This window comes from Candidatus Gillettellia adelgis (genome assembly GCA_020541285.1).
In the GTDB taxonomy this organism is placed as follows: domain Bacteria; phylum Pseudomonadota; class Gammaproteobacteria; order Enterobacterales; family Enterobacteriaceae; genus Gillettellia; species Gillettellia adelgis.
The window spans coordinates 683180-696932 of record CP047043.1 but is presented as its reverse complement, the minus strand read 5'-3'; the positions used below and the strand labels follow the sequence as shown (position 1 = coordinate 696932).

Here is a 13753-nt window from a genome sequence, read left to right as displayed (position 1 = left end):
TCATATTAAGCAAAATATCTACAAAACAATAAATTTTAGTATAACAGTCAAATACATTAATCACTTAAGGACCTCCAAATACAATAAATTTCATGATAGATCACTCAATCTTACTAAATTAATATTTATGAGCACTGTTTATATTATAAATGATCGCGCTATAAGCTCCAGATGCACAAGTAGGTTTTATACCAAGAAATTCGCAGTACTTACCTGTTCAGTAAATATTAAAATAATTGGTCAGTATTAGTTAATAACTATGTTTAACATACCGATGCAATAAAAGAGAACAACTATTTGGTAACATATTAGACGACTTAACACTGGGTTCTTCGCTATTATCTTTATGCATTAGTAAAAGATCGCTTTAGCGCCACACTATATTCCCAGACTTTCATTAATATCAGCATTATTAATACTGAAGATCTTTCTATGTTGCATAGGTAGTTTATTTTAGCTACCAATATCATTGGTAATAATGAATGATATACATCGTTACTCTTAATGATCTACTAACAATATATCCTTGCAAGGGGCACTTCTCGATCACATGTATTAATGAGGCCTAGCGTTATTTCATGTGGTAATATATTTAAGGTTTACATATCTAAAGTCTCGAAGAGACATTGCAAAGTACGGTATTATAAAATATTCCTCTGATTATGTCGTGTAATATTACAGTTAATGCACGTGTATGGTTGTTATGCTATGTCGTTAAAATTGGTGATTAAAAATCAAACTACTGAAAATTTGCGGTATAGGTGTTTTTTATCTGGTAAATATATTTCTTAGTTAATAACACTGCTGCGTTCGTATTTAATATTTTAGTATTTGTAAGTAATGATTGCATGCAAGCTAATAAGACCTCCATATGCGTAATGAATATTTTGAGTGCTTTACATCAATAGTGACAATAAGTATGATTCTTTGCACAGGAACTCCTGCCTTAACAGGATGTTGCAAATTTGCATAGTGTTATATTAATGTTTGCATAAAAACCGAACAGATGAGTTCATATAAAACTTCCTGACAACAATAATAAAACAAGTGCATTTAGCTTTGATGATATTGGAACCAGCTTTCTAAAATAACTGCTGCTGAAGTAGCATCTATACTACTTTTATCAAGAGCACGGTAGCCGCCACGATTAAATAAGTATGCACGTGCCTCAACAGTACTTAATCGTTCATCATGTAATACAGTCTGTATACCAAAACGAGCATAAAGATGCTTAGCAAACTTACGTGCCTGTTTAGTAACTGGCTGTTCGCTACCATCCATGTTTAACGGCAGACCAACGATTAATATATTTGGTTTCCACTCTTGCAGTAATTTAGCAATGTCTTGCCAATTCGGTGATCCTGATTGCGATTTAAAAGCTGTAAGTGCACGAGGGATTCTTATTAACTCCTGACCAATCGCTGCACCAATATTTTTCTTTCCAAAATCGAAGGAAATAACGGTACGATTGTTCATAACACATATCCGATATACTTAAAATACTGCAAACAATGCTGCTTAATTTACTAAGCAGCTTTATACTAGTGCTACGCGTTTTATTGTATTATAAATGCACCAACACCTAGATTTAATGTTACTTTTACTATGTATTTTTTTACACTACTAATACTCTGAACTAAATGTATATTAGCTGTGTTTGCTTATAACTATTACTTATCGGTATAAACTCTTAGGGTTAATGCATATTAAGCCCCGATACTCAATCTTTAGTGTAGCGTCAGGAATATTACAAGCATCTCTTGACTGATTGATGACTTGATTATCTATTTTAACAAAACTTTTAGTAAGAAGGATATATGAGTTAAGTAACGCCATTATGAATGTATTGTTCCCTTTTCTTTTGTATATTTGAGATTATTGCATCGAGTATTATGCAACCTCCTTGTAAATCAAAAAATACTGAGTGTTATTATCGTAAGTAATCGGTATCAACATTTCCCTTTAAATCGCTTTTTAGATTAATGATTTCGGATGTATTCGTCCATATCGGTTTTAAGGTTATCAGACTTAGTCCCGAATATAGCTTGTACACCAGAGCCAGCAATAATAACGCCTGCAGCCCCTAGATTCTTTAAAGTAACCTGATCGACCTTCGTGATATCGGCTACGCTGACACGTAGGCGAGTGATACATGCATCAAGATTCGTGATATTTTCTTTACCACCAAAAGCCTGTACCAAGGAAGCAGATATTTTAGAATCATTGCATTTATACTGCTCAGTAGAAATGTCTTCACGCCCGGGGGTTTTGAGGTTTAGTTTTGTAATTAGCAGGCGAAAGAGGACGTAATACAGCGCCCCGTAGAGGATGCCAATAAGGGGGAATAACCAAATTTTACTACTATTGCCACTCAGAATAATAAAGTCAATTAAGCCATGTGAAAAGCTAGTGCCGTCACGCATGCCTAATAAAATGCAGATCGGGAATGCCAAACCCGCTAAAATAGCGTGAATGACATACAGAATCGGCGCAACAAACATACAAGAAAATTCGATTGGTTCAGTAATACCAGTTAAAAATGAGGTTAATGCGGCAGAGATCATTATTCCTCCGACTTTAGGGCGGTTTTCTGGTTTAGCTGTATGCCAAATAGCGATAGCAGCCGAAGGCAAACCATACATCTTGAATAAGAATCCTCCTGATAGTTTTCCTGCAGTAGGGTCACCCGCCATATAACGTGGGATATCACCATGAAATACCTGACCTGCTGCATTAGTAAACTCACCAATTTGCATCTGAAAAGGCACATTCCAGATATGGTGTAAACCAAATGGTACAAGTGAGCGCTCAATCACGCCGTAAAGACTAAAAGCTACTACCGGATTTTGATAAGCTGCCCACTGAGAAAATGCTTGAATAGCTGTCCCAATAACTGGCCAGATAAAAGATAGTATAATGCCTAGAGCGATAGCCGCTAATCCAGATATAATCGGAACAAACCGCTTACCCGCAAAAAAACCTAGATATTCTGGTAGTTGAATGCGGAAGAATCGTTTAAACATATAGGCGGAAATAGCACCAGATATAATCCCACCGATTACGCCAGTATCAGCTAAGTGTTTTCTTGCAATTTCTTCGGATGTTAAATGTAGGACGAGTGGTGCAATAACTAATATAGTTTTTACTATAATACCATAAGCTACTACAGCTGCTAATGCGGAGACACCATCGTTATTCGTAAAACCTAAAGCAACCCCAATCGCAAAAATTAACGGCATATTAGCAAAAATAGATCCACCAGCCTCTGCCATTACATGAGAAGCTACCGCAGGTAGCCAACTAAAGTTTGCGGAACCAACACCTAAAAGGATGCCTGCTATAGGTAAGACAGACACTGGCAGCATTAATGATTTTCCTATTTTTTGCAGGCTTGCAAATACGTTGTTAAACATAAGGTTAATATGCTCCTCAGTCATTATGTGGATTATTTGGTAATTTATGCGCATGTAAGAGCTTTTAGAGGTAGGAACTTAAGAATATAGCGCATCTAAGCATTCTTAAGCTGATTGCAAAAATCAATATACTTTTTTATACAATAAATGATTATATGTCATGACCTTTAAATCATAAGGAGTATGCAATCTATTACGTTGCTTATTGTGTTGATAAACAATAAATATGCATTCGCTGCTTTAAAACTTATCAATATTATTGAGTTTATTAATTACAAGTTCACTTTATTACATAATTACATATAGATCAAAATACTTCAAAATTTAATCGAATATCTAGTAGGATTCGTAGGGAGTCAATCTGTATGTTCTCTGATAATGTCAAAATAATCCAATATATAATTTTAGCTACCTATAATTGCCAGTATAAAATTAAAAATGCTTTTGCCTCTATGCTACTATAAAAAGCAACATTGGTACTGAAAATTAAAATATTAGTTAAATGAATACTGAATATATAAGGTAGTAAGATTTATTTAGATCACAAATTAATTGGTAAATATTAATTCTGATGTTTTATATTATACTTACTAGGATATTTACCGACTAAAGTGGCGGTTTTCTACTTACAAAACTAGCAGCCATATCATATCATTTCTGATAACCATAATATGGTGGAGAACCATGACAACTACTGGTTATCCATGCTAACATAGCTAGCATATCACGATGGATAATATCGCTTATCATACCGATATCGCCAAAACAATCCTTGCTTAAGACCACAAAATTTTTAAAAGAAATCCCTATTCCTCGTCAAATAGTGATAGGAAGACTTTATGAGTAACATATATGAATAACATAAAAGATAATTTTTCTCAAGTATGTAATATTTAAGGTAGCGATTATTTTTTTGAGACGCCTAGATATTGCTTGTATGGTTGTATTAAAATAATCTAAATTATCTTGTTTAAGAGCATACGGCTTGTAATTAAAAGCCAGGATATATGTCTTGAGTGATACTAATATCAAACTATACGAGGTTGAGTTAGAGTATATCCTAAAATACATTTTACGTGCAACTACTACATAGGATAAACAAATAATTGCGCTTAGCGCGATTTAATCGTAGCGGCCATGGCGCTGTTATATCCTATAAAATCGACGATAGTTAGTAGCGTTTACACGTACATATAAATATAATCTATTTTCAGGGACATTTAATCATGCTATATTTTGCTTGCATATTTTGAAAAATCTTAAAAGATATGCAGGCTCGTACTGCATGTAATGATGCAATATACCATTATCCGTCAGAACATTGTTTTTTATTAGAACAGTGTAAACGTGACTGCATTAAACATATGATAACGGATCAATAGCGTCAACGATAATTCATACACTAAATTAGAAGTTGATATTAAATAAACATGAAAAATTATGAGTAGTAGCTTCAGCAAAATCTTCTAAACTAATACCCTTTAATTCCGCTATGTATTCCGCTATATTACGCACATAAGCGGGTTGATTTTGTTTTCCTCGGTGCGGCACCGGAGCTAGATACGGCGAGTCAGTTTCTACTAACATACGATCAAGTGGCACATAATATGCCACATCGCGCACTTTTTTAGCATTGCTAAAGGTTATGATACCAGAGAAAGAAATATAGAAACCGAGATCTAATAATGCCCTTGCGGTAACGCGATCCTCAGTAAAACAGTGCAGTACGCCACCACAATCCTGTGCATTTTCTTCGCGCAAAATTGCTAATGTATCGGAGTGCGCATTACGAGTGTGCACAATAACTGGTTTATTAAGATCACGGGCAATACGTATATGTTTTCGAAATGATATTTTTTGAAGATCAAGGTTATGTTTGTTGTAAAAATAATCCAAGCCTGTCTCCCCTAACGCTATTGCTTGTTCCTCAGCTGCTAAAGTTCGCAATTCACTATAATTGAAACGGTCTTTTAAATTCAGCGGATGCACACCACAAGAAAAAGCAATATCATTGCGTACACCAATAAATTGTACCATTGACTTATAATCCAGCAAAGTATTGGAAACTGCCAGCACATAACCAACATCATGCAATTTTGCCTTGGCCAACATATTATCCACTTTTTTATGTAAACGCTGATAATCTAAACAATCAAAATGACAATGAGAGTCAACTAATAGCATAATATATATCACTTTTCTTTATAGAATATACAATAACAAACATATAGGGACACCTAGTAATTGTTCCCAACTAAGTAATTGATCGATCAATAGCAGTTCACGATTCAGACCAATCATACTAAGTAACTTATAGCGACATATCAACCAGTGCTGCACGACTAACGACAACGAAACGCCAGTCATTCGGTTAGCGAGTTGACGTATTAATGGTTGTTGATCTTGATTAAGCACGCAGCTTTCTGCACCTTGCTGCCATTTCATTGCATCTACTAATAATGTGCACAACCAGTGTAGACGTTCCATTACATTTGGATGATTTAGTGTGGGTAATAATAATAGGATATCACCTTTTAATAAAGCAGTGTGTAATATACTATATAGATCGCTCCGTTGTTTCCAGCGCTCTGGTTTAAGCAACTTTTTAGCGGCAATAAGCGCGCCGCTGTTTAGGCGTAATGCGATGATGTGATCGACTGGATTTCCCGATGCATGATGACTAAGCCAATGCATGCTTAATGTTTCGTCCTGGCTAGCTAGATGCCAATATAAACATCGGCTACGTAACGTCGCTAATAATCTTGCAGGGTTGCGGCAATCTAGTATAAAATAAGTGTTCTTTGGAGGTTCTTCTAGAATCTTTAGTAGAGCATTAGCCGCCGTTTCAGTTAATGTTTCAGCTTGTGAAAGCCAAATTACCTTGACTCCTCCTTGATGTGAATGTAAAGAGAGTTTCTCAATAACCTGACGAATCAGTTCAATACCTAAACTATTTTTTTCTTTTTCTGGTATCAATCGGTGGTAGTCCGGATGGTTGCCTGCGCGCATCAACCGGCAGCCATGACATGCACCACAATTCTTCTTAAAATTATGCTTCTTATGACAGAGCCACCAACAGCTTAATGCATACGCTAACGCATCATTCCCATTATCTGCGGCAGCATGTAAGAGTAGCGCATGATGTCCACCTCTAGTGGCATAGTACTCGATTAATTGATGATATGAAGTGTTAAGCCATGGGTATCCCTCCTCCATTACACATCTCCCTGCTGATCTAACCAATGACTCATACAGGTATGAATAGCAGTAGTAACATGTTCAAGCGACTGCGTAGCATCAATAGTAATAATCGATTTATCTTGTTTTGCCAGTGCTAAATAGCGAGCACGCGTATATTTGAAAAACAATAACGATTCTTTTTCGATGCGATCAAGAACGCCGCGAGCTTGAGCGCGTTGTAACCCAAGTAGCGGTGGCAGATCCAAATAAAGAGTGAGATTTGGACAGAATCCTTCTAACACACTATCGCGTAGTGAGAACGTCAGTTGTGAATCTATACCACGTCCACCCCCTTGATAAGCTTGCAAGGATAAATCATGACGATCGCCTACAACCCATGTACCGCATTTTAACGCTGGCTTAATAATAGTGTCTACCAGCTGCACACGAGCTGCATATAAAATTAGTACTTCTGCCTTAATCGTAGGCAATTCGCCATTTACTCCGTACTTAAATAGATCGCGTAATTTCTCAGCTAAAGGTGTTCCACCTGGCTCTCTCGTACAGACAATATCATTTATTCCATACTCACGTAAGATACTGGAGACCGTATTGCATGCGGTAGTTTTACCAGCCCCTTCCAATCCTTCAATAACAATGAATTTGCCTTTCATCTCTGCCTTTACTCGAAAGAACACTAATGTGCTGCTTAGTTTTGATACATCTAGTTAGTGATAAACATATCATTACTAATTTACTATTGTTAAATATAACATACAAGCAAGGTATCTTAAGCGGGTTCAAAGCAACCGTAATAACCCTAACGATCACGGTCAAGGTAGTTAGTCGCACTTTCAGAGTGTCATTTTTAACTGCTGAGCCATAATGTGCAATAACATGAGCTATATCACGAAACCTATGTGATTATTTTTGTTATAAACTATGTAATTTATACTCTATTAAGTAAAGTATGTAACAGAATAATTAATACCCTCAGTACAACTTGAGCCGTTCATAGATACCTGCTATATTTAAGATACTTTTAGTATTAGCAAATACAGTGATTATCAGTATCACATACTAAAGAATAAAGAATTATTTATTTTATTGCTATCAGGAATAAAACATTAATAATGCATGGGATACCGCTAATTGTTGACAGAGAAGATCGTCTTTCTGTAGAATTTTTTAAAAGACCAGGCAATATGTAGCATATCTAATGCTTTATTATCTGCTAATTTTAGTAGTTTGAATAAAATTTTATTAAAAGACCGCGGAAGTAATCAATGAAAAGAAAATCGCTATTTAACTTTGTTAGGATATACTAGAAAAACGCACCACTTATTTTTTTGATATATTACTAGAGTTTGTCATAATATTGTTATATAGGATCAGCATTCATCCCAAAACGTTAAGGAATGTAATTTAATTCAATTTGCTATATCAGACCCTAGATATAATAATAGATGATCATCGATTTTATTTTGATACAAAACAACTATTTCTCTTTAGTAGAGAATCTACCTTCTAAGGCCTAAAAGCACCGTTCTTTTACCCGCTATTATCTACACAAATTATGTGTCAGTTGATACCCGTTTAATATGCAAAATTATAGAGACTAACAGAATTTTACTAACATCATAGATCTTCTTTAGTCGTTAAGGGTGCGTATTTTATACGGTGCTCTAAACACTCTAAATAATTTAAGATGTTTTTATAGTTATGACTAACCTGGTAAATTGATATTCCTTGAACTTCAAGTATAAGCGAAAAAATTTTAATATTGCTGAATAATCCAAGGACACTAATATATCTAGATATGAGTAATATTGTGGTGTTAGACCTAGCCTAACTGCGTCACTATGAATGCATAGTTGAGATCAAGAATATTATCTATTCATTGCTTCTACGTTTGTGTTACTATACATTAAACATTAATAACCCCGATGTGTTAGCGGACGAATTAATACATTAGCTAGCTTAATTTTGTAGATATAGGCTATAATAGCTGCTATATTTTTATTTACGTAGCACTCTATAAGTGTTCTTGGTTCTTTTTTGTACTAGAGTGTTTTAAAAAATATGCAAAGCGTTGGCCGTATCGTCTGAGCTACGCGATTAGTGACAGCTAGTATGCTAAATACTAAATTTAATATAATATTATAATTTAGGTATGTCTTCTGAATGCATTGACTATCGGAAATTTTAGCAATTCTTATATCAAGGACAAAATATCTTTTTTAAGATTAAATCCTCTATTGTAAATCTGCTACGGTACAACCGTACATACCATTGATTCAAGGATCATAGTAAAATATAATGATATTACTAGCTTCTATTCTACTGTAGAGGTGACTTATTTAGTGTACTACAAATATTTATCATTCATAGCGTCTTTATCCGATTTTTAATGTGTGTCGAGGTTAGTGTAGGACCCATGTGGTTCTTTTAAAGTTAAGTTATTAATAAATACTTTGATCATAAATACTGTATAATTGTGATATATTGATAGCTTAAGAACCATAATAAAAATACAAACACAAGTCAGATTTTAACTGATTACACTATAATTATTTTTCTAAAAGCTAAATATCAAAGGTAAGCTACTATCCTTTCAAAGGATTATGCTAGTTAGTAATTTAGGTGGAAGAAATAACTGATACTAATAAAATTTATATTATCAAAAATATAACAGTAACGTCTATCATAAAAAATAAAACTATACACATTATCCTTTCTGCATAAATCTAAAAGATCATAAATAAACAAGTGTAAATAGCGTTAGTGAATTATTTTATTAACTGATACAAGCAAACAAAATAACATCATAGAGATATAGAAATGCATTTAAATAGCATGAAAGATAAGTGATAGTCCTACTTAATTTACACTACAAGATTCCTTATAAAACAAGCTAAGACAAATACCATGATTTTATAGTATTAATACATAGAAATTTTAACCTTTACAAAAATTTTTCTTAATTCCTATTTTATTATTTACCAACGAGTTATAATTATAAGAATCATATCTTTACTTAAGAAGATGTTATTATTTTAGTGTTTTTGGAAAAATTATGAGCAAGAGTACCACTGAGATCCGTCAAACGTTTCTCGATTTTTTTTGTAGTAAAGGACATAAAGTTGTAAAAAGTTGTTCTTTAGTACCAGATAATGATCCGACGTTATTGTTTACTAATGCCGGAATGAACCAATTTAAAAATATTTTTTTGGGGTTGGATACGCCTAATTATTTTCGAGCGACCACCTCACAACGCTGTGTGCGCGCCGGTGGAAAGCATAATGATCTTGATAATGTCGGTTACACCGTACGTCATCATACATTCTTTGAGATGCTGGGTAACTTTAGCTTCGGCGATTACTTTAAGTATGAGGCAATCAGCTATGCCTGGGAATTGCTAACTGGGAAAGACTGGTTTAATTTACCAAAAGAAAAACTATGGATTACCGTCTATGACGCTGATAATGAAGCTTTTGATATCTGGCAGAAACACATAGGTGTAACTGCTGAGCGCATTATCCGTATTGGAGATAATAAAGGAGCTGCTTTTGCCTCTGATAATTTTTGGCAAATGGGTGATACCGGCCCATGTGGCCCATGCACTGAAATTTTCTATGATCACGGCGATCATATTTGGGGAGGGCCTCCAGGTAGCGATACAGAAAATGGCGATCGTTATATTGAGATTTGGAATATCGTCTTCATGCAATTCGATCGACAATCAGATCATACAATGCAACTGCTACCAAAACCTTCAGTAGATACTGGTATGGGTCTTGAACGTATTGCAGGAGTCCTGCAACATGTGCATGATAACTATGAGATCGATCTTTTTCGGACACTAATTGCTTCAATAGCAAACGTGACTGGAGCTAGTAATCTAGCAAACAAATCTCTACGTGTTATAGCTGACCATATCCGTTCATGTGCCTTCTTAATATCAGATGGCGTACTTCCATCAAATGAAAACCGTGGATATGTACTGCGCCGTATTATTCGTCGGGCCATTCGCCACGGTAATATGCTAGGCGTAAAAAACACTTTTTTATATAGATTGGTAGCACCATTAATTCAAGTTATGGGGGCATCTGCTGACTCACTAAAACACCAACAGTTGCTAGTAGAGCACATTCTAAAAAGTGAGGAAAAGCAGTTCGCTCGCACGCTAGATCGTGGTCTGTCTCTACTGAATCAAGAGTTAAGTAGGTTAAACGATAAGATACTAGATGGAAAAATGGCTTTCTATTTGTATGATACTTGTGGTTTTCCAATTGACTTAACTTCAGAGATTTGTCGCGAGCGCGGGTTAAAAGTTGATGAAGATGGTTTTAATCAAGCGATGAGAGAACAACAACACCGCGCACGAAAGCAAAGCAGTTTTCGCAAACACTACAATACAATGATCCGCACAAACAAAAAGAGTCAGTTCATCGGTTATGATCACGCAGAACAGCAAGCAACAGTGATTGCGTTATTCTGTGATGGTCGGCAAGTCAAGCAAATTAATGCCGGTGAAAATACGATAGTAATTTTGGACAAGACGCCATTTTATGGCGAAGCTGGTGGTCAGGTAGGCGATCAGGGCGTACTAAAAGTCCCTTATGCAGATTTCATAGTAAGAGATACCCAGAAATACAGGCAGGCTATCGGACATCATGGTAAACTTTTAGAAGGTTCGCTGAAAGTCAAGGATCGTGTTAATGCGTATGTCGATACTGAGCGTCGTAATGATATTTGTCTCAACCATTCGGCTACCCATCTGTTGCATGCTGCACTACGTAAAACATTAGGCGCGCATGTCATGCAGAAGGGTTCTTTAGTTAATAATAAATATCTTCGTTTTGATTTTTCGCATTTTGAAACGATAAAACCAGAACAAATACGCGCAATAGAAACTCTAGTTAATCAACAGGTGCGTCGAAACCTACTGATTCAATCCTCAATTATGCCTCTATCCGCTGCTAAAGAAAAAGGGGCAATCGCATTGTTTCATGAAAAGTACGATAATAATGTGCGCGTATTAAGTATAGGAGATTTCTCTATCGAACTATGCAGCGGTACTCATAGCGATCGCACAGGTAATATTGGTTTATTTCGTATAGTAACTGAATTTGGCATAGCTGCAGGTGTGCGTCGTATTGAGGCGACCACTGGCGAACATGCTATAACTATACTACATCAACAAACTGAGCTGTTACAAATTATCTCGGATTTAGTGAAAAGCAATACTACAAACTTAGCTAATAAGGTACAGGTAATACTCAATCGTACCCATATTTTAGAAAAAGAATTGCAAAAATTTAGAAATCAACAGGTAGCGCAAGAAACAATTTTTCTATCTAGCCAAGCAAAGATAGTTAAAGGTGTACAACTCGTAGTTAGCCGACTAAATATAGTTAATGTAAAAGTATTACGCACTATAGTGGAAAATCTAAAAAATCAATTAGGGTCAGCTGTGATCGTGCTAGCTATGACTACTAATAATAAGGTGTACTTGATTGCTGGTGTGACCAAAGATCTAATGAACCGAGTAAAGGCTGGAGAACTAATTAGTGACATGGCAAGACAAATAGATGGAAAGGGTGGCGGACGTCCCGATATAGCTCAAGCAGCAGGGACAAATGTCAGTGCTTTATCCCAAGCCTTAAACAGTGTTGAAGATTGGGTAATGTCTATGCTGTAAAAATAAAAATTTTACAAAGATGGAATAATGTATTATTTATGATAGTTTGATATACTATTAATATAGTCTAGTTATAATACAGCCAGCTCTTTCAGGTAGATCTGCATCATATGTTGTCACAGAGCATACTCATTGCGCCGTTAGTTTCATAAGTGTTATCACTGTCTCACCTAAATCACTAACTGATCTAATCTTCTTGAGATTTAATTAACCGGATGGTTTTAAACTGCGCTTGAGGTATAGCAAAAGAATTCTTCAAATTCATTCTAGTTTAATTTTGCACTCTATTACGATTTTTCCGGAAGCTTAAAGTATAACGAGTATATCGTACCAATATATGGTATATATTCAATTTAATTGAACAGGCGATAGGAGTAAGCGCAAAATCCTGATTTAACGCACTTTTTACTAAATACTTACCTGCATCTTAAGATATATTGAGTATATAATGGATAATAATAAAAAATTGTAAGACCCGACTCTTGCAATCTTTCAAGGAGAAAAGAATGTTAATTCTGACTCGTAGAGTTGGTGAAACTCTTATAATTGGCGATGAAGTAACGGTAACAGTGCTAGGGGTAAAAGGTAATCAAGTTCGAATTGGTGTGAATGCGCCAAAAAATGTATCCGTGCATCGCGAAGAGATATATCAACGTATCCAAGCAGAGCAGTCTTAATAGAAGACTTACTCATTTTAAGTCGGCACCTCATGCTAGGCAAGATTTAGAAGAATTTTACGTTCTTTTCTATTTCATGCTGTTATTTCCCCAGTCTACATTTTTAATACATTAAAAAAATACTTGTTTTTACCTGTAATAAAATATAATATTTTTATAAAATGCTCATGTTCATCATGAATCATATAAACCTATATGCATAGGAAAAATAATTTGACTTATAACGTTGAAAAAATGCTATAATCCATAGCATCAGCACTAATAAAACGCCTTAAGGAGTATGATATAGAATTTTAAAACAGCACAGGGTGAGGTGGCCGAGCGGCTAAAGGCGCTCCTCTGCTAAGGGAGTATGTAGTTACAACCTGCATCCGGGGTTCGAATCCCCGCCTCACCGCCATTTGCATCCATAGCTCAGATGGATAGAGTACTCGGCTACGAACCGAGCGGTCGGAGGTTCGACTCCTCCTGGATGCACCATTTGAAAAATTTTTATCAGAAAGCGATACTTTCTAGATATAGAAGATCGAATAATGCATCAAAAGATAAAAGCATTAAATATCCCACAACTAGAGAAACCACGAAATAATTTCCTTGCTTTAGTATCTCAAAACTCGCCTAAGCAGACTTGTCTGAAATTTCTTGGTAGAATTTCTTACATACCTTCTGCGTTTTAGAACGCATCTATTCTAATAAAGTCCGTAAAACAAACAATGTTATATTAATGCAGTTTTCATGTTCTTCACAGGTAGAAATAAAATGACGATATGTAAGAGAAC

7 protein-coding genes and 2 tRNA genes are annotated in these 13753 nt (G+C 35.3%); 4 read left to right on the top strand and 5 right to left on the bottom strand.

The features are described from left to right. Window positions 1-1053: 1053 nt before the first annotated feature. From ruvX to tmk, 5 genes are all read right to left on the bottom strand, one after another. Complete coding sequence (gene ruvX, locus GIY03_RS01505; RefSeq protein ID WP_457913948.1) at window positions 1054-1476, bottom strand: Holliday junction resolvase RuvX; 423 nt, start codon at window positions 1474-1476, stop codon at window positions 1054-1056. Window positions 1477-1979: 503 nt separating this feature from the next. Continuing rightward, entirely contained in the window at window positions 1980-3413 is a 1434-nt protein-coding gene (gene ptsG, locus GIY03_RS01500) for a PTS glucose transporter subunit IIBC (RefSeq protein ID WP_457913947.1), read from the bottom strand. Window positions 3414-4820: 1407 nt separating this feature from the next. Continuing rightward, complete coding sequence (locus GIY03_RS01495) at window positions 4821-5597, bottom strand: metal-dependent hydrolase (RefSeq protein WP_457913946.1); 777 nt, start codon at window positions 5595-5597, stop codon at window positions 4821-4823. 18 nt (window positions 5598-5615) lie between these two features. Further along, entirely contained in the window at window positions 5616-6629 is a 1014-nt protein-coding gene (holB, locus tag GIY03_RS01490) for a DNA polymerase III subunit delta' (protein ID WP_457913945.1), read from the bottom strand. After that, window positions 6629-7267, bottom strand: a complete 639-nt coding sequence (tmk, locus tag GIY03_RS01485; protein ID WP_457913944.1) for a dTMP kinase — start codon at window positions 7265-7267, stop codon at window positions 6629-6631. Before tmk ends, holB begins: the two co-directional genes overlap by 1 nt. 2402 nt (window positions 7268-9669) lie before the next feature. On the opposite strand from tmk, the gene alaS reads away from it, so the two are divergent. From alaS to GIY03_RS01465, 4 genes are all read left to right on the top strand, one after another. Next, window positions 9670-12297 (top strand): alanine--tRNA ligase, encoded by a 2628-nt coding sequence (gene alaS, locus GIY03_RS01480; RefSeq protein ID WP_457913943.1) that lies wholly within the window; start codon window positions 9670-9672, stop codon window positions 12295-12297. A gap of 506 nt (window positions 12298-12803) precedes the next feature. Next, window positions 12804-12974 carry a carbon storage regulator CsrA gene (gene csrA / locus GIY03_RS01475; RefSeq protein ID WP_457913942.1) on the top strand — a complete coding sequence of 57 codons (171 nt, stop codon included), beginning with the start codon at window positions 12804-12806 and terminating at the stop codon, window positions 12972-12974. A gap of 307 nt (window positions 12975-13281) precedes the next feature. Continuing rightward, window positions 13282-13374, top strand: a tRNA-Ser gene (locus GIY03_RS01470). 3 nt (window positions 13375-13377) lie between these two features. Beyond that, a tRNA-Arg gene (locus tag GIY03_RS01465) sits at window positions 13378-13454 on the top strand. The last annotated feature ends 299 nt before the right edge of the window (window positions 13455-13753 follow it).